Raw genomic sequence first — 18,283 nt, 5'->3', positions numbered from 1 at the left:
TGCCTCCAGATGGGCGGTCAAGGGTTGCTCACGAAGGGCGGTATCCGGTGAGGGAGAGCGTGGACGGCACAGACGAACACCCCCCGGCGCCGCGTGCGCCGAAGGCCGGGCCCGCCCCTGCGAGCCCCCGCTCGCGCCGCCGTTCGGTGTCGATGGCGGACGTGGCCCGGCTGGCCGGGGTCTCCTCGCAGACGGTCTCCCGAGTCTCCAACGGCTTCCCCGGCGTGAACGAAGCCACCCGCAGGCAAGTTCTCTCCGCCATGAGAGAGCTTCACTACCGCCCCAACAGTGCGGCCCGCGCGCTCAAGAGCGGCGAGTTCCGCACCATCGGTGTCATCACCTTCACCCTCTCCACGACCGGCAACGTCCGCACTCTGGAGGCGATCGCCCTCTCGGCCGCGCGGGAGGGCTACGCGGTCACGCTGCTGCCCGTCGCCGTCCCCACCCAGGACGAAGTCCGGGGTGCCTTCTCGCGGTTGGGGGAGCTGGCCATCGACGCGGCCATCGTCATCATGGAGGTGCACCTCCTCAACGACGCGCGCCTGTCACTGCCACCGCACGTGAAGGTCGTCGTCGCCGACTCCGACGCCGGAGACCGGTACACGGTCGTCGACACGGACCAGGTCGGCGGCACGCGTGAGGCCGTCGGCCATCTCCTGGACCTCGGGCACGAAACGGTGTGGCACCTCGCGGGACCCGAGGAGTCGTACGCGGCCCAGCGCAGGACGGACGCCTGGCGCTCGGCGCTCGTGAAGGCCGGCCGCACGCCACCGCCACTGGTCCGAGGCGACTGGTCGGCCGAGTCCGGCTACCGCGCCGGCCTCGAACTCGCCGGACAGGCCGACTGCACAGCGGTGTTCGCGGCCAACGACCAGATGGCTCTCGGTCTGCTGCGCGCGCTCGACGAGCGTGGCCGCAAGGTCCCCGACGACGTCTCCGTGGTCGGCTTCGACGACATCGCCGAAGCCGGCTCGTTCCAGCCCCCGTTGACGACCGTCCACCAGGACTTCGGCGAAGTCGGGCGCCGTTGCGTGGACGGTGTTCTGCACCAGGTCAAACACGGGGAGCCGGAACACGGCACCACTCTCGTGCCGACCCGACTCGTGGTGCGACAGAGCACCGCACCGCCACCACCGCGCTGACCGGACACCGACGCGACGGCGCGGTGCGCCACCTCGTGCTCAGTGGCCGGTCGCGCCCGCGGCCGGCGGCATCCGTACGACCGCCGTGCCCGTGGCCAGGTCCACCGTCGTCCTGTTCGGCGGGGCACCGTCGTCCTCGTCGTCCGGCATGACCAGCGCCGACTGGCGCTCCTTCAGCTCGTGCTGCTTGCCCGGTGAGAGGCTCGCATGCAACTGCTCGAATCCGGTCGCCGATATCTGCCCCTGACGTGCGCTGTTCCGCCACGGCAGCACTCCGGCCCGCCCCGCGCGCAGCAGCAGCTGGTCGACGAAGGCCAGCAGGGTCAGGACGATGACCAGTCCGGGCAGGGTCATGAAGAAGGCGAATCGCATCCGACCAGTATCCGGCTGTGACGCAATCTGGTGCAGTCACCTCTTCCGGATCACGTCTGTAGTGTGGAAACCGAGAGCATCTGTCGAGGGCCGCACGCGGTGGCCGGGCTGTTTGTCCCGCCCGGCGAAGGGCACGCGGACGTCGAGATCCTTCGGGGCGAGACATCTTTCGGGGCGAGACATCACTCCCTCGGACGGGAGGAGCGTCCATGACGGTGTCGAGCCCGGGCCAGGATCCCGGCACCGGGTCGGATGGCCACGTGCCGGACCCGCAACGGTGGAAAGCACTGTGGGTCACGCTGGTGGCCGGCTTCATGAGCCTGCTCGACGTGACGATCGTCGCCGTCGCGCTGCCCACCGTCCAGCGCGACCTGCACGCCTCGGCCGCGCAGGTGCAGTGGGTGGTGTCCGGTTACGCCCTCACCTTCGCCCTCGCGCTGGTCACCGCCGGACGACTGGGTGACGCCCTGGACCGGCGACGCATCTTCCTTCTCGCGCTCGGGGCCTTCGTCGTCTGCAGCGCGGCCTGCGGCGCGGCGCCCGGCATCGTGTGGCTGGTGGCGGCCCGCCTCGCCCAGGGGCTGGCCGCCGGATGCATGGCCCCGCAGAACTCCGCGCTCATCCAGCAGATGTTCCGAGGCGCCGAGCGAGGCCGCGCATTCGGCCTGTTCGGCGCGGTCGTCGGCATCTCCTCCGCCGTGGGCCCCATCACCGGCGGCGCCATCCTCGCCCTGGCCTCCGGGCCGCAGGGGTGGCGGTGGATCTTCTACGTCAACGTTCCCCTCGGCATCGTCGCCGTGCTGCTCGGGCGCCGCCTGCTGCCACGGGTCCGGCACACCGGCAAGGGATCCGTGGACGTGCCCGACGTACTGCTCCTCGGCCTCGGTGTACTGGCCGTCATGTATCCGCTGGTCCAGGCGGACTCCGGCGGCATCAGCCGCCTGTGGTGGCTGTTTCCCGCCGGCACCCTGATCCTCGCCGTCTTCGCATGGTGGCAACGCCGTCTCCTCGCCCGCGGCGACCAGCCACTGCTCGACCCGCGCCTGTTCACCACCGTGCGCGGTTACGCGGTCGGCGCCGGGGTGGGAACGCTGTACTTCATCGGCTTCAGCGGCGTCTGGCTGGTCTTCGCGCTCTACTACCAGCACGGCCTGGATTTCTCCCCGCTCCGCTCGGGCCTGGCCGTGACGCCCTTCGCCATCGGTTCCGCGGGCGCGGCCGTGCTCGCGGGACGCCTGGTGGACCGGCTCGGGCGCTGGCTGACCGTGTGCGGGCTCACGGCCGTGATCGCGGGACTGGGCGGCACGGCGCTGCTGCTCCGGTACGCACCCGTGGACATCGCTCCCTGGATCGCCGCGCCCACGCTGCTGCTCGGCGGCATCGGCGGCGGTTTCGTCGTCTCTCCCAACATCACCATGACGCTGCGCGAAGTGCCCGTACGCATGGCGGGCGCGGCGGGCGGCGCCTTGCAGACGGGGCAGCGGCTCGGTGCCGCGGTGGGTACCGCGGCCCTGCCGGGCCTGTTCTACCTGGTGCTCGGCAGGAGCGACGACTACCGCAAGGCCCTCTTCGTGGCGCTCGTCGCCGCGCTCGTCGCCGTGCTGGCCGCCCTGGCGCTGGCCACGTTCGACGGGCTGCGGGACCGGCGGACACGGCGGGAGCACCGGCGCTGCCCTGACCACGTCGCCAACAGCCCGGTCCACTCCCGGCAGGGCTGACCGTCCCCGGCGGTGACGCAGCGTCTGAGGGGACGTTGTCTGGCGCTCTGACCGGGAAGGTTCACCGAGCTTCGGTTCACACTGTTGGACGGCGGGCCCGCTGGATGTGAGCTGACAGGCCGTCCGACAGGTGGAGCGTGGGGTCCGCGGTCGGGGCATCCGTATCGGCCGCGAGGCGTTACGCTGCCTGCTCGCGCGGCGCGGCGTCACCTTCCGGCGCACCAAGACGTGGAAGGAGTCCCCGGACTCCGAGCGCGAGACGAAGCTGGACCGGATCGAGGAAGTGGTGGACCGGTTCCCGGACCGGGGCTTTGCGTTCGACGAGTTCGGCCCGCTCGGGACGGGGCCCACGGCGGGCTCCGGCCGGGCCGGGAAGAAGCGCCCCGGGCGGCTGTCGACCACCGACCACCGCACCCACGGGGTGCGCTATTTCCACGGCTGGCACGCGGTCGGCGACGATCGCTTGCGGGGCGTCAACCGCCGCAAGAAGGGCGCCGGGAACACGCTGGCCGCGCTGAAGTCGATCCGCGCCGCCCGGCCCGACGACGCGCCCAACTACGTGGTCATGGACAACCTGTCCGCCCACAAGGGCACCGACATCCGCCGCTGGGCGAAGAAGAACAAGGTCGAACTGTGCTTCACCCCGACCTACGCCTCCTGGGGCACCCGGTCGAGGCGCACTTCGGACCGCTGCGGCAGTTCACCATCGCCAACTCCCACCATCCCGACCACACCGTGCGGACCCAGGCCCTGCACGCCTACCCGCGCTGGCGCAGCGCCAACGCGCGCCGCCGCGACGTCCCGGCCGCCGAACGCAAGGAACATGCCCGCACCCGGAGCGAGAAAGGCATCCGCTGGGCCGGTCGTCTCCTCAACACCGCAGCCTGACCAACCGCGAGCCGCAGCCCCGGAGCGCCGAACGGGCCCGGTTCAGGAGAAGGATGGCTCAGGAGGCGGACGGGTCGATCTCCCCCGCGAAGACGATGACCTGGTCGATGAGGCTCCGCCGCAGATGGACGACGTCCGTTCCCGCCAGACGGGGGCCTCCATCCGGCGTGGTGAAGACCCACTGGTACCGGGCCCACTCGTCAGGCATGTCCACCGCCGAGCAGCGCACCATCGTGCCGGTCCCCGCCGGGTGGCGCCGGATGTCCAGCACGAACCGCTCGACCGCCTCGATCCCTTCGCTGCGGCCCAACGGCCCCCAGAAGACCACGTCCGAGGTCAGGGCCTGGGAGAGGAGCGCAGTGACATAGCTGTCGTCCGAGGCGTTGAACGCGGAGATGAACGTGTCGATCGCGGACCGCGCGGCTTCTTCCTGCATGTACCAGTAATACCAGTCGTTTCGCGGAACGCGCTTGTCCCGTGAGCCGTCTTCCGATCACCGTGAACCATCCCGGCCACAGCACTTGGGGACGTCCGGGGTGTGCTCGGCCAGTTCGGCGGCCCAGGCGGCGGACCAGTCGACGAGGGGTGTCAGTGCCGCGTGGGCTTGTCGCCCCGTCTGGGTGAGGGCGTAGTCGCCTTCGGGGGTCTGGTGCACCAGACGTGCCTCGATCAGTTCGACGAGGCGTTGGCGCAGCACGCTGGAGGACATGTCGGCGCAGCGCCGGCGCAGGGCGCGGAACCCCAGGGCGTCGTCGCGCAGTTCCCACACCACGCGCAGGCTCCACCGCCGCCCGAACAGGTCGAGCGCCGCCATGAGGGGGCGTCCGGTGGTCGAGCCGGGTACCGGCCGTCCTGGTGTCGGTGCGGCCATCGCCGTCCTCCTGCGGTTCTGCGGACCCTCGCCTCCGGCATTCCGCGGCCCCTGACGTTTCGGATTCCGAAACGATATCAGCGCACGTCGTACGTGAGGTGCGTCGCGGTCGACGTCGAGGTCACACTGCGCTGCACCAGCGTGCGCGGCACTCCGCCGGTGAACAAGGGTGTCCCGGCGCCCAGTACGACGGGCGCGAGGTGCAGGGTCAGGGTGTCGACCAGTCCGGTGTCGAGGGCCGAGGCGATCGTCGCGCCGCCGCCCATGAGGACGACGTCGAGGTCTCTGCCGGTGTTGGCCGAGGCCGCCTCGGCGCGTTCGCGTGCGGTGCCGATGGCGTCGCGCAGGCCGGTGGTGACGAACGTCCAGTCGAGGCCGGTGAGGCGCACCGACTTCGGCGGCGAGTGCGTCACGACGACGAACGCGGGTTTGCCGACCTCACCGGCGCCGTAGCCGATGGTGTCGTCCCAGCCCTGCGGCCCGTCGACCACGTCGAAGAGGCGGCGGCCCAGCACGACGGCACCCGAGCGGGCGGTGCCTTCGCTCAGGTACCGGCGGTCCTCGGCGTCGTCGGAGAACGCCCAGGTGTGCAGAGCCTCGCCACCGGTGCCCAGACCGTTTTCCGGGCCGGGGTCGGGGCCCGTGACGAAGCCGTCGAGGGAGACCGAGATGTCAGCGATGATGCGTGTCATACCGGGCGGACCCGGCCCACGACCGAAACTCATCGCTCACGGCGCCTTGATGCTCGCGCTGCCGAAGGCCTTGGCCGCCTGACGTTCGATGACCTCGAAGAGCAGAGTCTTTTGCGGGTGGGGCCGCGGGGGCACCGCGCCCTCCGCGCCAGTCCCCGGCCGGCCCCTGAACGCGACGCGGACGGGACCCACGGCCGGGCCGCTCATTCCAACAGGGCAGCCGTGAACACATCGTGGTGTGCCGACAGCCACTCCTGGACACGGTCCCAGCGCCGCGGGCCACCGTGCTCGGACGCCGCCCGGGTGAAGGCGGGGTCACCGTCGGCCACCCGGCCGGCCACGAAGGCCCGGCACGACGCGGTGGCCTGCTCGATGACGCCGGGCAGTTCGGCGCGCTCCCGCGGGGAGAGGCCGTAGCCGTCGGCGAGGGTCCGCAGTCGTGCCGGGACATCCAGCCCCGCGGGATGGTGCACCGCCGCGGACGTGGGATCGAGCAGGGGAATCCAGTAGCGGGCGGTCATGGCGACGTCCCACACGGCTCGGCCGGGGGCCGCCATGTCGAAATCGATCAGGGCTGCCGCACGGCCGTCGCGGAAGACGACGTTCTCCGGGCACACGTCGTTGTGGCACAGCATCGTTCCGCCCGCCGGGTCCGCCAGGGACCGGGGCCACTCGGCGCACGGGTCGACCGGAATGGCCGCGGCGGCATCGTGCAGGCGCCGCAGCAGCACTCCCACCGATCTCAACGCCGTCTCGGTCATCGCCCAGTGCGGAAACGGCGGTTGGGGGACGTCCCCGGGGACGAAGGTCAGCTGTTCGCGGCCGTCCGCGGTGAGACGGATCGGCCTCGGAGCCGCATCGAACCCGTGCTCTTCGAGCGCGAGGAGATGGGCATGGAGGGCGCGCGCGGTGCGCGGCGCCGGGCGTTCCACGAGATCACCGCGGCGGAAGACCGCGCCCGCGTTCGCCATGCCGCCGGCCAGGGCTTCGCCCTCCGCCGTCCCGCCGTCGGCCGTCACACCGACTCTTCGTGGGCCGGCACCGGCACGGTCGCCGGCTGCCACTCCCGCCTGAGCAACCCGAACACCCACGAGTCAAAGACCACGCCGTTCACGACGCGGTCCTCCCGCAACGTCCCCTCACGCCTGAATCCGACCTTCTCCAGGACGCGGGCGGACGCCACGTTGCGCGTGTCGGTCTCGGCCTGAACCCGGTTCAGGTCCAGTGCGTCGAATGCCCACCGCAGCACGGCGTGTGCGGCCTCCGTCGCATAGCCGTGGCCCCACATCGCCTCGTCCAGGACATAGCCCAACGACGCGCTGCGGTACGCGGGGTCCCATTCGATCAGACCGCACCAGCCGACGAAGGCCCCGTCAGAAGCCCGGTCCACGGCCACCCTCGCCCCCGTACCCTCGTCCGCCATTTTCCGGCACCTGGCGATGAAGCGGTCGGCGCGGGCCCGTTCGGTCCACGGCGGAGAGGCCCAGTAGCGCATCACGTAGGAGCTGCTGTGCAGCGCGTACAGGGCATCCGCGTCGGCGTCGGCGACGGGGCGCAGCCGCAGGCGAGGGGTGTGCAGTACGGGGGCGGCCAGAGTCATGCGCACCATCTTGTGCGTTCATGGGGTGCGCGGAACACCGAATATTCGCTCCCGGTCCGGCCCTCACCGTCGTGGCACCGCAGCCCCCCCCCGCGGAATTCGCCGTCGGTCGCTAGGGTCGGCCCATGTCCAGTCCTGGAGACGTGCCGCCGGAGATCCTGAACCGTGTGCGGTCGATCTGCCGGCAGTTGCCCGAGTCGTACGAGGAACCGGCCTGGATCGGGGTGCGCTGGCGGATCCGTAAGCGGACGTTCGCCCATGTCTACGCGCCGGACGTGGATCGCCACCCGGTTTACGCCGCGTACGCGACCGCCGATCAGGAACCGGTCGTGATGACGTTCCGCGTGCCCGTCGACGACCTGCTGGGCCTGACCGCAGGCGGGTTCCCGTTCCGCCGTCCCGGCTGGGGCCACAACGTCGTCGCCGCCCTTCTCGGTGACCACACCGACTGGACCGAGCTCGCCGAACTGATCACCGACAGTTACCGCGAGATGGCTCCCAAGTTCCTCGCCGCCCGGATCCCTCCGCTGCCACCGGCCAGCTGACCTGCGCCGGGTCTCGTCTCACGCCGTCAGGCGCGCCACGCGGGCCAGCCGCCGGAAGGAGTCCAGCAGGCCGGCACGGTCGTACGTGCTGGTCGTGACGAGGACCTCCTGCGCGCCGCTCTCCTTGAGCACCCGCTCCAGCTCGTCGGCCACCTGCTCCTCCGTGCCGTGCACATGGCCGCGCAGCCCCGACTCGTAGAAGCCGCGCTCCTTGTCCGTCATGGCCAGCGACTCCACGCGCTCGGCGGGCGGGAGCGGCGGAAACGTGCCGTGCGTGCGGGAGTACGCCATCGACCAGGCCTCTGGCACGAGCAGCCGGCGGGCCTCCTCCTCGCTCCCGGCCACCGCCACGTTGCCCGCGATCATCACGTACGGCTCGGCCAGCCACGGCGAGGCCAGGAACCCCGAGCGGTACTCGTCGATGCCGCGCAGCATCTTCTCGCGGCCCCGGATGTCCCCGATGACCAGCGGGAGGCCCGCCCGCGCGGCGATCGTCGCCCCTTCACCCACGGCCAGGACGTACGGCGGGACGGTCAGCCCCTCGGCGGGGCGGGCCCGCACCCCCGTGCCGGACGCCCCGCGGAACCAGTCGAGCAGTTCGCCGAGCTGTGCCGCGAAGTCCTGAGCGTCGTGCTTGTCGCGCCCCAGCGCCTTGCGCACCCCGTCGGTGAAGCCGACCGACCGGCCGAGTCCCATGTCGATCCGTCCCGGGAAGAGCGATTCGAGCACCCCGAACTGCTCGGCCACCACCAGCGACTGATGGTTGGGCAGCATCACCCCGCCCGTGCCGACCCGGATCGTCCGGGTGGCCGCCGCGACGGCCGCCGCGAGGACGGTGGGCGCCGACCCCGCGACACCGGGCACGCCGTGGTGCTCGGACACCCAGAAGCGGTGGTAGCCGAGCGCCTCGAGGTCCTGGGCGAGGCGCACGGTGTCGCGCAGGGCCGCGGGACCGTCGTACCCCTCACGGGTGCGCGAACGGTCCAGGACGGAGAACCGGGTTGCTGCGATCACTGAGCTCACACTCGCTTCAACGCCTGCGGGCCGCCAGGATTCCCGCCCTGGCCGCCGAGCCACTGCGCGGAGCGTGTCGCGGTGCTTCTACGCTGACGACGTGACCGAAGACAAGAGACCTCTGGCCGTGTTCGACCTGGACGGCACGCTCGCGGACACCGCGCACCGCCAGCGGTACCTGGAGGGCAAGCCGCGCGACTGGGACGCGTTCTTCGCCGCCGCTCCCCAGGACCCGCCGCTGGCACGCGGCATCGAGCTGGCCCTGGAGAGCGCGCGGGAGTGCGAGGTCGTCTACCTCACCGGACGGCCCGAGCGCTGCCGGGCCGACACGGTGGACTGGCTGGCCCGCCAGGGCCTGCCGGCCGGACGGCTCTGGATGCGCCGCGACGACGACCGCCGCCCCGCCCGCCGCACCAAGCTGGAGATCCTGCGCGACATCGCCCGCAGGCGCACGGTCCGCGTGCTGGTGGACGACGACGCCCTGGTCTGCGACGAAGCGGAACGCGCGGGCTTCCCGGTGATCCGGGCCGACTGGGCCACCCCGTCCGCACCTCTCAAGGACGCCCAGGAACGGGAAGGCCGCACCTGAGGACCGGGGGCGACGAGTTATTCGGCCTCGTCCTCCAGGCGGAAGCCCACCTTCAGCCCCACCTGGTAGTGCTGGATCTCCCCGTCCTCGATGTGCCCCCGCACCTGCGTGACCTCGAACCAGTCCAGCGAGCGCAGGGTCTGCGAGGCCCGTGAGATGCCGTTGCGGATCGCCTGATCGACGCCCTCCTCGGAGGTGCCGACGATCTCGGTGACGCGGTACGTGTGGTTCGACATGAAGGTGTTCCTCCGGGCCGTCGGGTGGCGTCGTACGACGCCGTGGAGTGCCGTCGACTCCACGGTGCCCCAGCCCGTCCGTACGCGCGAGATGGCGTACCCCCTTGACCACCTCATTGGTACATACCAAAATCCTGCCGTACCCGTTCGAGCACCGAGCTGCTCATCCCCCCGCGTCGGGCTGACCTTCCCTGTCCGCAGGAAGAAAGTGACCCACGTGAACCCGCACCGCCGCGCCGCCGTGTCCTTGGCGCTCACCCTGTCCTCCGCCGTCCTGCTCGCCGGGTGCGGCGTGCTGCCGGGCGGTGATGACAGCCGCACCGTCACGGTCTGGCTGATGCGGGGCAGCGCGTCGCCCGAGTTCGTCGAGCGCTTCACGAAGGACTTCGAGAAGGAGCACGACGACATCGACCTGGACATCCGCATCCAGGACTGGAACGGCATCGGCACCAAGGTGAAGAAGGCCCTCAAGGACGAGGACGGCGACGGACCCGAGGTCATCGAGGTCGGCAACACCCAGGTGGCGCAGTACGTCGACGAGGGCGGCCTGTACGACCTCACCCTGGAGTCCGCCCGCGACCTCGGCATGGAGGACTGGCTGCCTGGCCTCGCCGAGCCGGGCCGCTACCGAGGCGCGCAGTACGGCATCCCCTGGTACGCGGCCAACCGCGTCGTCCTCTACAACAAGGACCTGTTCGCCGCCGCGGGCATCACGGAGCCGCCGCGCACCCGTGACGAGTGGATCACGGCCACCGAGAAGCTCAACGCCGGCGGCAACCAGGGCATCTACCTCGCGGGCCAGGACTGGTACACCCTGGCCGGATTCATCTGGGACGAGGGCGGCGACCTCGCCAAGGAGACCAAGAAGTCGTCCGGCGACTGGCGCGGCAGTCTGCACACCCCCGAGGCGCTGCGCGGCATGGAGTTCTACCAGCGGCTGCAGGCGCTCGGCGAGGGCCCGCGCGATGCCGACGAGGAACATCCGGCGCAGGCCGGCGTGTTCGCGGGCGGCGACGTCGCCCAGATCGTCGCGGTGCCGGGCGCGGTGCGCGCCATCGAGGAGAAGAGCCCGGAGCTGAAGGGCCGGATCGGCTTCTTCCCCATCCCCGGCAAGAAGGCGGGCAAGCCCGGCACCGTCTTCACCGGCGGTTCCGACCTCGTCGTGCCCGAGCACAGCGACGACCACAAGGGCGCGGTCGAGGTGATCGAGGCCCTGGCGGGCAAGAAGTGGCAGACGGATCTGGCCCGGACCATGAACTACGTCCCGAACAAGGCGAAGCTGGCCTCGGATGTCGCGGGCGAGGAGGGCGTGGCGGCGATGGCCGTCGGCGCGGCCAAGGGCCGGGCGACCCCCAACTCGCCGCGCTGGGCCGGTGTCGAGGAGAACAACCCCATCAAGGGCTACATGACGAGGGTCCTGACCGGCGGCGACCCGGCGACCGAGGCCCGCAAGGCCTCCCGCCGGATCAGCGAAGCGCTGGACATCGGCGGTCTGTGACGCGGGGCCCTGCCCCACCGCACGGGCGGTGGGGCAGGGCACTCGTGCTTTTTGCGGCTACGCGATAGTGCTCAACGACAGTGCGAAACGCTCCCGTTCGTCCGTCCACCACTGCGTCAGCCGCAGCCCCGCGGCGGCCAGCTCGGTGCGGACGCCGTCCGCACGGAACTTGGCCGAAATCTCCGTGCGGAGTTCCTCGCCCGCGGTGAAGTCGACGGCCAGGTCGAGCGCCTGGATCTTCACCGTCTGGTCGGCCGTGGAGCGCAGCCGCATCTCGATCCACTCGCGCTCGTGGTCCCAGACGGCGACGTGCTCGAAGGCGGCGGGGTCGAAGTCGCCGCCCAGCTCACGATTGATCACCGACAGGACGTTCTTGTTGAACGCGGCCGTCACGCCGGTCCGGTCGTCGTACGCGGACACCAGCACCGACTCGTCCTTGACCAGGTCCGTGCCGAGGAGCAGCGCGTCGCCGGGGGAGAGGAGACCGCGCACCGAGGAGAGGAACGCGGCGCGCTCGGCGGGCAGCAGGTTGCCGAGCGTGCCGCCGAGGAAGGCGACCAGGCGCGGGCCCGGCGTGCCCGGCAGCGCGAGACCGCGGGTGAAGTCGGCGATGAGGGCGTGCACGTCCAGCGCCGGCCGCTGCGCGATCAGGGCGTTCGCGGCGCCGGTCAGCGCGCTCTCACTGACGTCCACGGGGACGTAGGTGTGCAGGGACGGCAGGGCGTCGATGAGGTGGCGGGTCTTCTCCGAGGAGCCCGAGCCCAGCTCGATGAGCGTGCGCGCGCCCGTGACCTCGGCGATCCGGGCGGCGCGGGCGACGAGTATCTCGCGCTCGGCGCGGGTGGGGTAGTACTCGGGCAGAGTGGTGATCTCCTCGAAGAGGGCGCTGCCGCGCGCGTCGTAGAACCACTTGGGCGGCAGCGACTTCGGGGTCGAGGTGAGGCCCTGCAGGACGTCGGCGCGCAGCGCGGCACCGGTGGCGTCCTCGGGCAGGGTGCGGGTCAGCAGGAACGGGCTCACGCAGGGGGCTCCTTGAGCGGGGTCAGCAGTACGTCGGTGCGGCTTGCGGCGAGCAGGGTGCGGTCGGGCACCTCGCGCCAGTGCGGGTCGTCGTCGTAGGGCTCGGAGGCCACGACGGTGCGGCGGCCGGGTTCGGTGAGGTACCAGAGAGTGTCGCCCCACGCGGTCGCGGTGATCGTGTCGCCGTTGGTGAGCAGGAGGTTGAGGCGCGATCCGGGGGCCGCCTCGGCGACCTCGATGACGGTGTCCGCGAGCGCCTGCCCCTCCTCGTCGCCGCGGCGCAGCCGGTGCAGGACGAGCGCCCACACCAGCGCCGAGTCGCAGCGCGCCTCCATCGAGAGCAGCTCGGCGGGCGGCACGCCCTGGGCGAGCGGGGCGAGCGTGCCGGGCCAGCCGGTGACCGCGCCGTTGTGGCTGAACAGCCACGGCCCCGCGGCGAAGGGGGCCGCGGCCGCCTCGCCGTCCGCGCCCGCCACGGTCGCGTCGCGCACCGCGGCGAGGACCGCCCCTGAGCGCACCACCCGGGCCAGATCGGCGAACGACGGGTCGCCCCAGATCGGCCCCGAGCGGCGGTAGCGGGCCGGGACCGGATCGCCGTCGGCGTACCAGCCGACCCCGAAACCGTCGGCGTTGACGGTCCCGTGGCGCTGCATCCGGGGTGCCCACGACTGGCGGAACAGGCTGTGCGCCGGCGTCACCAGGAGGCTGTCCAGACGCTCCGGCGGGCCGAGGCAGGCAACATGACGGCACATCAGAACGCCTCCCGGGCGGTGGCCTCCGCGGGGCCGGCGTCCCGCGCGGTGCGGAACCCGGAGAAGATCTGCCGCCGCACCGGATGGTCCCAGTTGCGGAACGTGCCCCGGCAGGCCACCGCGTCGACGGAGAAGGCGCCGCCGCGCAGCACCTTGTAGTCGCCCCCGAAGAAGACGTCCGAGTACTCGCGGTAGGGAAAGGCCGAGAAGCCCGGGTAGGGCAGGAATTCGCTGGACGTCCACTCCCACACGTCGCCGATCAACTGGCGCACGCCGTAAGGTGATTCACCGGCCGGATAGCTCCCGGCCGGGGCGGGCCGCAGGTGCCGCTGCCCCAGGTTGGCCCGCTCGGGAGTGGGGTCGTCGTCGCCCCACGGATAGCGCATCGACCGGTCGGCCACCGGGTCGTGCCGGGCGGCCTTCTCCCACTCGACCTCGCTGGGCAGGCGCCGGCCGGCCCAGCGCGCGTACGCGTCGGCCTCGTACCAGCTGACGTGCAGCACGGGCTCGTCGGCGGGTACGGGCTCGACGGTCCCGAATCGCCGGCGCAGCCACTGCCCGCCCTCACGGCGCCAGAACAGCGGTGCCCGGAGGTTGTTCTGACGGACCATCGCCCAGCCCGCCGGATCCCACCAGTGCATCCGCTCGTAGCCGTCGTCCTCGATGAACCGCAGGAAGTCGGCGTTCGTCACCGGTGTCGTGTCGATGAAGAACGGCGGGACGAGGCGGCGGTGGGCGGGGCGTTCGTTGTCGAGCGCCCACGGTTCCGTCGACGTGCCCATCGTGAACGGACCGCCGGGGACCAGGACTTCGGCGGGCCCGGTGAACGGCTCGCCGGACGGCGGGTCCGGTGCGGTGAGGGCGGTGGGGCCCGTGCGCAGCTGGTGCGTGATGAGCATGGTCTCGTCGTGCTGCTGCTCGTGCTGCGCGATCATCCCGAACGCGAAGCCCGCGTCGGTGAGTGCCGTCCCGTGGAACGGCGTCTTCTCCAGCACGTCGAGCGCGCGGCCCCGCACCTCGGCGGCGTACCCGCGGGCCTCGGCGGGCGCGAGCAGCGGAAGGCTCGGGCGTTCGGACCTCGGATGCTCGAAGGCGTCGTACAGCGGGTCGATCTCGGGCCGCATCGCGTCGCGGCCCGCGACCGCGCGCAGCAGCCACTGTTCCTCCTGGTTGCCGATGTGCGCGAGGTCCCAGACCAGGGGCGACATCAACGGGGAGTGCTGCGCGGTCAGTTCGCCCTCCTCCACACAGCTGGTGAGGAGGGTGGTGCGGTCCCGGGCGGCCAGGAGCGCGGCCAGCGCGCGCTCCCGCAGGGCTTGTGGGTCGGCGGTGGGGCCTGTCATCGGCGTGCGTCCTTCCCAGGTGTGTCGGGCAACGGCGGGGCGTCGCGCAGCGCGTCCAGCAGGTCGTCCGCCGGGCAGCGGCCCCGCGCGACGTACTGCGCGGCGAACGTCGCCACGGCGTCCCGCACGGACGCGCCCGCGCCCATCCGGGGCAGCGCGTCGAGCGCGGCGGCGAAGCAGAGGACGGCGGCCTCGCGCAGTTCGGCGTCGGCGGGGCCGTGGCGCGCGGCGTCCAGCCAGAGCGGATTGTGCGGCGCGGCGGGCGAGCCCGGCAGACCGTACCGCTCGGCCAGCGGCTTGACGGCGCGGTAGGCGGTCTCGGTCGCCTCCGCGTCGTCGAACAGCGCGCTCGTCACGGCGAGCGGCACGATCCAGCCGTCCTCGCCGGGCTGCGCGTCGACCATGCGCAGCTCCAGGTGGCCGCGCGGGCGGACCGGCGGGAACAGCGTGGTCAGGTGGTAGGCGAGGTCCTCGCGGGTGGGTCTGCGGGGTGCGCCGGCCTGGGCCCACGCCCGGAACGTGAGGCCCTCCGGAACACTCCACGGGCCTTCGCCGGGGCCTCTTTTGACGCACATGACCGGCGCGTCCAGGGCGTGCCGCGTCCAGACCTCGCGCGGCTCCCCTTCCAGCGGCGGGGCGCCCGACCTGCCGGGCTCGATGCCCGCCCACACGGCCTGCCGGGTGGACCGCCAGCCGGTCGGGCGGCCTTCCTGCAGCGGCGAGTTGGCGAACGCGGCGACCAGGACGGGCCCGAGCAGGTGCGCGAGGCGCCAGCGCCGCGCGTAGCCGAGCGGGCCCGGCTCCTCGTAGCCGGCGTCCAGGCAGATCTGCACGGACGCCGTCGAGCACATCATGCGGCGCCCGGCCGGGCCGCCTCGGTCCAGACAGGACTCCAGCGCGTCGTAGCGGGGCTCGCGCAGGATCCGCACCGGCGGGCGCCACGGGTCGGCGCCGACCCCGCTGAGCGTGAGGCGATGGGAACGCAATGCGTCGCGTACGACGCGGAGATCGGCCTCCATGGCCGAGATGCACTGTGTCAGCGAGGCGGCGGGAAGCGAGCTGAGCTCCAGCTGGCCGCCGGGTTCGACGGTGACGGACGAGTGCAGGGGCAGGGCCCGCAGTGCGGCATAGGCCGCTTCGAGGCGGGCGGCGGGTACGGGCAGATGAGGCAGTCCTGGCTCGTGGACCAGCCATTCCAGTTCGACGCCGGTGACGCCGGGCGGCCCGGTCTTGAAGCAGATGCCGCGGACCAGCGCCTCCACCTCGGCCTCCGACACCGTGTCCCGCGCCCTTGTGGGGCCGGCGGGGCGGTGTTTCGTACAGTCTCCCTCAGACATGCGGGGATCCTTCCATCCGGTTCTGCTCGTCACACCCAAAACCTTCGAGGGCCTCCGCACAAGAGTGCCCCTCAGGCCGTTCTCGTACCGGGAATTTCTGTTGCGCCGCCCGACGCACGCAGCTCACCATGCGTTCATGAACGACACGGGGGTACGGGTATGAGCGCCCGGCTGCGCGGACAGGCGCAGGAGACCGAGCAGGTCGTCGCGGCAGGGGCGTACACCACACCGGACGGCCGCGAGGCGGTGATCGCCGACGCGGTCGCGGCGGCCCGCGTCGGCACACGGATGTTCGGACCGGAGCCGGTGGAGGTGCCGCCGCGCCCTGCCGTGAGCACGGTCGTCGAGGTCACGGGGGAGAGCAGCCAGGAGGCGGCCCGCAGGCTCACCGCCACGGCCGGCACCCCCGTGGCGGTGCTGAACTTCTCCTCGGCGCGCAACCCCGGCGGCGGCTACCTCAACGGTGCCCAGGCGCAGGAGGAGGCCCTGTGCCGGGCCTCCGCGCTCCACACGTGCCTGCTCGAAGTCCCCGGCTTCTACGCCCACCACCGCGCCGACCGCGACCCGTTCTACAGCGATCGCGTGATCCACTCGCCCGGCGTCCCCGTCTTCCGCGACGACCGGGGACGGTTCCTGGAGGAGGCGTACACCGTCGGCTTCCTCACCTCGGCCGCGCCGAACGCCGGAGTGATCCGCCGCAGGACACCGGAGCGCACGGCCGACATCGGGGACGCCCTGGCCGCGCGCGCCGGGCGCGTCCTGGAGACGGCGGCCGCGTGCGGCTACCACAGGCTGGTGCTCGGCGCGTGGGGCTGCGGGGTGTTCATGAACGATCCCGCGCAGGTCGCGGGCGCCTTCCGGGCGCTGCTCGGCGACGGCGGCCGGTTCGCTGGGCAGTTCGCGCACGTCGTGTTCGGGGTGCTCGACCGCACGAAGGGCGCGGTGACGCGCGGCGCGTTCGAGGAGGCGTTCAGGCACGGTCCCAGCGTCGGCCGTGCTGCCGCGGGGCGCCACTCGTGACGCCCCCGGTTCTTCTCAATGCCAGCCGTAACGCTCCCTCAGACGGAGTACGACGAGGTTGAACCGCCCGCGGTCCAGCGCGCACGCCTCACGCCGCATCCCGCGGTCGTGCACCCGCAGCACACGGTCGATGTCCACCCAGGAATCACGTCCCGCACGGTCCCAGGGGCCGCTGCCGATCGGCACCCACTCGCGGTCCTGGTCGTGCCGCTTGCTCGACAACTGCACGGCGAGCAGCGTCCCGGACGCCTCCCGGGCGACCACGAGCACCGGCCGGTCCTTGCCGCGCCCGTCGTTCTCCTCGTAGGGCACCCACGTCCAGACGATCTCGCCGGGGTCGGGATCGCCGTCGCGGTCCGGCGCGTACTCCGTGCGGACCCGGCCGACCTCGCGCGGCTCGGCCTCGGTGGTCGCGGTGGCGCCCGAACGGCCGGGCGTGTCGGGCAGGTGCGGGTCATCGATGAAGGCAGTCACACGGATCACCGTAGAACCTGTCCGGCCCAATCCGCTGAGCGGGACCACCGGATGACCCGCAGGCTCGGTCCATGGTGCTACGACACATGCGCAACGCCCGTTCCCTCGCCGCACTCGCCGTCGCGGGTTCGGTGCTCGCGCCGCTGCCGGCCGCCGCCGGCCCCACCGAGCCCTCACCGCGGCCCGTCCCCGAGCGGCACGCGGCCGCGCCGCCCCGCACCGCCTCCGCCTGGCTCCCCTACTGGGACCAGGAGGCCGCGTACGAGAACGCCCTGCGCCACGCCGGCCAACTGCACACCGTCAGCCCGTTCTGGTACCGACTCAAGTCGGCCGGGCGCATCGACCCGCACAGCGGCGCGGGGTCGCGGCGGATCATCGACGGGCTGCACCGGGCCGGCATCAAGGTGGTGCCCACCGTCATGGAGACCATGCCGCGCGGCGCCCTCGCCGCCGTCGTGACCGATCCCGGGCGCCGCGCCACGCACATCGAGGCCCTCCTGCGTGTCGTGCGCAGCCGCGCCTACGACGGCATCGACCTCGACTACGAGACCATCGCGCCGACCGGCGACGCCCAGTACGAGAAGGTCAGGGACGGCTACGCCACGATGGTCACCGACCTCTGCCGCCGCCTCCACACCCTGCGCAAGCAGTGCGTCATCACCGTCTCCCCGAAGACCGCGGGCACCGGACGCGTCTGGGACTACAAGCGGCTCGGCGCGGCCGCCGACCGACTGCGCGTCATGGCGTACAACCTGCACTGGGCCGAAGGCACGCCGGGACCACTCTCCACCCCGGCCTGGTACGACGACATCCTGCGCCGCGCCACCGCCGAAGTGCCGCGCGCCAAGCTGGAGATGGGGCTGCCCGCCTACGGCTGGGACTGGGCCGTCGGCCGGCGCGAACGGGCCCGGCACGTGACCTCGCGGGAGGCGGAGGCGCTGCGCCGCAAGGTCGGCGCGCGCTACCGCATCGACCCCGAGTCCAGCACCCCGCACTTCACGTACAAGGACGGAAAGACGCGGCGCACGGTCTGGTACCAGGACGCGCGGGGAACAGCCGCGCACCTGCCCGTACTGCGCAGGCACGGCGTGCGCAACACCGTCCTGTGGGCGCTCGGATTCGAGGACCCGGGGCTGTGGCGGGAGCTGGCGCGCTCCTGAGCCCGCGGTGAG

The 18,283-nt window shown here is 72.2% G+C and carries 20 protein-coding genes and 1 pseudogene; 8 read left to right on the top strand and 13 right to left on the bottom strand.

From position 1 onward, the window contains the following. Positions 1 to 59 precede the first annotated feature (59 nt). Positions 60 to 1,142, top strand: a complete 1,083-nt coding sequence (locus tag ACZ592_RS25420; protein ID WP_471583917.1) for a LacI family DNA-binding transcriptional regulator — start codon at positions 60 to 62, stop codon at positions 1,140 to 1,142. 39 nt (positions 1,143 to 1,181) lie between these two features. On the opposite strand, the gene ACZ592_RS25415 is transcribed toward ACZ592_RS25420, so the two are convergent. Further along, the gene (locus tag ACZ592_RS25415) at positions 1,182 to 1,514 is read right to left on the bottom strand and encodes a DUF6191 domain-containing protein (RefSeq protein ID WP_471583916.1); all 333 of its coding nucleotides are present in this window, start codon (positions 1,512 to 1,514) and stop codon (positions 1,182 to 1,184) included. A gap of 209 nt (positions 1,515 to 1,723) precedes the next feature. On the opposite strand from ACZ592_RS25415, the gene ACZ592_RS25410 reads away from it, so the two are divergent. Both ACZ592_RS25410 and ACZ592_RS25405 read left to right on the top strand, forming a co-directional pair. Further along, on the top strand, positions 1,724 to 3,232 hold the full coding sequence (locus tag ACZ592_RS25410) for an MFS transporter (RefSeq protein WP_471583915.1): 1,509 nt from the start codon (positions 1,724 to 1,726) through the stop codon (positions 3,230 to 3,232). A 136-nt stretch (positions 3,233 to 3,368) separates the two neighbouring features. Next, positions 3,369 to 4,120 (top strand): annotated as a pseudogene (locus tag ACZ592_RS25405) (transposase); the annotation flags it as partial. A gap of 58 nt (positions 4,121 to 4,178) precedes the next feature. Here ACZ592_RS25405 and ACZ592_RS25400 read toward each other — a convergent pair. From ACZ592_RS25400 to ACZ592_RS25380, 5 genes are all read right to left on the bottom strand, one after another. Further along, the gene (locus tag ACZ592_RS25400; RefSeq protein WP_469279528.1) at positions 4,179 to 4,556 is read right to left on the bottom strand and encodes a nuclear transport factor 2 family protein; all 378 of its coding nucleotides are present in this window, start codon (positions 4,554 to 4,556) and stop codon (positions 4,179 to 4,181) included. A 57-nt stretch (positions 4,557 to 4,613) separates the two neighbouring features. Next, positions 4,614 to 4,991 carry a winged helix-turn-helix transcriptional regulator gene (locus ACZ592_RS25395; RefSeq protein WP_471583914.1) on the bottom strand — a complete coding sequence of 126 codons (378 nt, stop codon included), beginning with the start codon at positions 4,989 to 4,991 and terminating at the stop codon, positions 4,614 to 4,616. Between the two features lie 77 nt (positions 4,992 to 5,068). Further along, a complete protein-coding gene (locus tag ACZ592_RS25390; protein ID WP_471583913.1) occupies positions 5,069 to 5,683 on the bottom strand; it encodes a dihydrofolate reductase family protein in 615 nt (204 codons plus the stop codon). 203 nt (positions 5,684 to 5,886) lie between these two features. After that, on the bottom strand, positions 5,887 to 6,654 hold the full coding sequence (locus ACZ592_RS25385) for a phosphotransferase enzyme family protein (RefSeq protein ID WP_471583991.1): 768 nt from the start codon (positions 6,652 to 6,654) through the stop codon (positions 5,887 to 5,889). A gap of 44 nt (positions 6,655 to 6,698) precedes the next feature. Then, positions 6,699 to 7,283 (bottom strand): GNAT family N-acetyltransferase, encoded by a 585-nt coding sequence (locus ACZ592_RS25380; RefSeq protein ID WP_471583912.1) that lies wholly within the window; start codon positions 7,281 to 7,283, stop codon positions 6,699 to 6,701. Between the two features lie 125 nt (positions 7,284 to 7,408). Between ACZ592_RS25380 and ACZ592_RS25375 the strand changes: the two genes are divergently transcribed. After that, on the top strand, positions 7,409 to 7,828 hold the full coding sequence (locus ACZ592_RS25375) for an MmcQ/YjbR family DNA-binding protein (RefSeq protein ID WP_471583911.1): 420 nt from the start codon (positions 7,409 to 7,411) through the stop codon (positions 7,826 to 7,828). 18 nt (positions 7,829 to 7,846) lie between these two features. On the opposite strand, the gene ACZ592_RS25370 is transcribed toward ACZ592_RS25375, so the two are convergent. After that, positions 7,847 to 8,851 (bottom strand): LLM class flavin-dependent oxidoreductase, encoded by a 1,005-nt coding sequence (locus tag ACZ592_RS25370; RefSeq protein WP_471583910.1) that lies wholly within the window; start codon positions 8,849 to 8,851, stop codon positions 7,847 to 7,849. Positions 8,852 to 8,942: 91 nt separating this feature from the next. Between ACZ592_RS25370 and ACZ592_RS25365 the strand changes: the two genes are divergently transcribed. Further along, a complete protein-coding gene (locus ACZ592_RS25365) occupies positions 8,943 to 9,431 on the top strand; it encodes a phosphatase domain-containing protein (RefSeq protein WP_471583909.1) in 489 nt (162 codons plus the stop codon). 17 nt (positions 9,432 to 9,448) lie between these two features. Here the strand turns inward: ACZ592_RS25365 and ACZ592_RS25360 are convergent, their stop codons facing one another. Then, a complete protein-coding gene (locus tag ACZ592_RS25360; RefSeq protein ID WP_471583908.1) occupies positions 9,449 to 9,667 on the bottom strand; it encodes a dodecin in 219 nt (72 codons plus the stop codon). 208 nt (positions 9,668 to 9,875) lie between these two features. Between ACZ592_RS25360 and ACZ592_RS25355 the strand changes: the two genes are divergently transcribed. Further along, positions 9,876 to 11,165 carry an extracellular solute-binding protein gene (locus ACZ592_RS25355; protein ID WP_471583907.1) on the top strand — a complete coding sequence of 430 codons (1,290 nt, stop codon included), beginning with the start codon at positions 9,876 to 9,878 and terminating at the stop codon, positions 11,163 to 11,165. Positions 11,166 to 11,222: 57 nt separating this feature from the next. Here ACZ592_RS25355 and egtD read toward each other — a convergent pair whose 3' ends face one another. The 4 genes from egtD to egtA are packed head-to-tail and all read right to left on the bottom strand — an operon-like array spanning position 11,223 to position 15,617. Then, positions 11,223 to 12,185 (bottom strand): L-histidine N(alpha)-methyltransferase, encoded by a 963-nt coding sequence (gene egtD, locus ACZ592_RS25350; RefSeq protein WP_471583906.1) that lies wholly within the window; start codon positions 12,183 to 12,185, stop codon positions 11,223 to 11,225. Beyond that, on the bottom strand, positions 12,182 to 12,937 hold the full coding sequence (gene egtC, locus ACZ592_RS25345) for an ergothioneine biosynthesis protein EgtC (protein ID WP_471583905.1): 756 nt from the start codon (positions 12,935 to 12,937) through the stop codon (positions 12,182 to 12,184). The genes egtD and egtC overlap by 4 nt, the downstream gene beginning before the upstream one ends. Continuing rightward, on the bottom strand, positions 12,937 to 14,280 hold the full coding sequence (egtB, locus tag ACZ592_RS25340) for an ergothioneine biosynthesis protein EgtB (RefSeq protein ID WP_471583904.1): 1,344 nt from the start codon (positions 14,278 to 14,280) through the stop codon (positions 12,937 to 12,939). Before egtB ends, egtC begins: the two co-directional genes overlap by 1 nt. Continuing rightward, positions 14,277 to 15,617 (bottom strand): ergothioneine biosynthesis glutamate--cysteine ligase EgtA, encoded by a 1,341-nt coding sequence (egtA, locus tag ACZ592_RS25335; RefSeq protein WP_471583903.1) that lies wholly within the window; start codon positions 15,615 to 15,617, stop codon positions 14,277 to 14,279. The genes egtB and egtA overlap by 4 nt, the downstream gene beginning before the upstream one ends. A 159-nt stretch (positions 15,618 to 15,776) precedes the next feature. Here egtA and ACZ592_RS25330 point away from each other — a divergent pair, with 159 nt between their 5' ends. Continuing rightward, positions 15,777 to 16,637, top strand: a complete 861-nt coding sequence (locus ACZ592_RS25330; RefSeq protein ID WP_471583902.1) for a TIGR02452 family protein — start codon at positions 15,777 to 15,779, stop codon at positions 16,635 to 16,637. A gap of 15 nt (positions 16,638 to 16,652) precedes the next feature. On the opposite strand, the gene ACZ592_RS25325 is transcribed toward ACZ592_RS25330, so the two are convergent. Beyond that, entirely contained in the window at positions 16,653 to 17,111 is a 459-nt protein-coding gene (locus ACZ592_RS25325; RefSeq protein ID WP_471583901.1) for a type II toxin-antitoxin system PemK/MazF family toxin, read from the bottom strand. Positions 17,112 to 17,182: 71 nt separating this feature from the next. Here ACZ592_RS25325 and ACZ592_RS25320 point away from each other — a divergent pair, with 71 nt between their 5' ends. Then, positions 17,183 to 18,271, top strand: a complete 1,089-nt coding sequence (locus ACZ592_RS25320) for a glycosyl hydrolase family 18 protein (RefSeq protein WP_471583900.1) — start codon at positions 17,183 to 17,185, stop codon at positions 18,269 to 18,271. Positions 18,272 to 18,283 lie beyond the last annotated feature (12 nt).

The sequence above is a fragment of the Streptomyces sp. NPDC040622 genome (assembly GCF_055593965.1).
The sequence above is the reverse complement of the archived record's forward strand: the minus strand, read 5'-3'. Positions and strand labels throughout refer to the sequence as shown.

What these genes read in the sequence shown, in the direction of transcription:
- ACZ592_RS25415 (WP_471583916.1), bottom strand. Translation starts at nt 1,514, where the DNA reads ATGCGATTCGCCTTCTTCATGACCCTGCCCGGACTGGTCATCGTCCTG.
- ACZ592_RS25410 (WP_471583915.1), top strand. Translation starts at nt 1,724, where the DNA reads ATGACGGTGTCGAGCCCGGGCCAGGATCCCGGCACCGGGTCGGATGGC.
- ACZ592_RS25400 (WP_469279528.1), bottom strand. Translation starts at nt 4,556, where the DNA reads ATGCAGGAAGAAGCCGCGCGGTCCGCGATCGACACGTTCATCTCCGCG.
- ACZ592_RS25395 (WP_471583914.1), bottom strand. Translation starts at nt 4,991, where the DNA reads ATGGCCGCACCGACACCAGGACGGCCGGTACCCGGCTCGACCACCGGA.
- ACZ592_RS25390 (WP_471583913.1), bottom strand. Translation starts at nt 5,683, where the DNA reads ATGACACGCATCATCGCTGACATCTCGGTCTCCCTCGACGGCTTCGTC.
- ACZ592_RS25385 (WP_471583991.1), bottom strand. Translation starts at nt 6,654, where the DNA reads ATGGCGAACGCGGGCGCGGTCTTCCGCCGCGGTGATCTCGTGGAACGC.
- ACZ592_RS25380 (WP_471583912.1), bottom strand. Translation starts at nt 7,283, where the DNA reads ATGACTCTGGCCGCCCCCGTACTGCACACCCCTCGCCTGCGGCTGCGC.
- ACZ592_RS25375 (WP_471583911.1), top strand. Translation starts at nt 7,409, where the DNA reads ATGTCCAGTCCTGGAGACGTGCCGCCGGAGATCCTGAACCGTGTGCGG.
- ACZ592_RS25360 (WP_471583908.1), bottom strand. Translation starts at nt 9,667, where the DNA reads ATGTCGAACCACACGTACCGCGTCACCGAGATCGTCGGCACCTCCGAG.
- egtC (WP_471583905.1), bottom strand. Translation starts at nt 12,937, where the DNA reads ATGTGCCGTCATGTTGCCTGCCTCGGCCCGCCGGAGCGTCTGGACAGC.
- egtB (WP_471583904.1), bottom strand. Translation starts at nt 14,280, where the DNA reads ATGACAGGCCCCACCGCCGACCCACAAGCCCTGCGGGAGCGCGCGCTG.
- egtA (WP_471583903.1), bottom strand. Translation starts at nt 15,617, where the DNA reads ATGTCTGAGGGAGACTGTACGAAACACCGCCCCGCCGGCCCCACAAGG.
- ACZ592_RS25330 (WP_471583902.1), top strand. Translation starts at nt 15,777, where the DNA reads ATGAGCGCCCGGCTGCGCGGACAGGCGCAGGAGACCGAGCAGGTCGTC.
- ACZ592_RS25320 (WP_471583900.1), top strand. Translation starts at nt 17,183, where the DNA reads ATGGTGCTACGACACATGCGCAACGCCCGTTCCCTCGCCGCACTCGCC.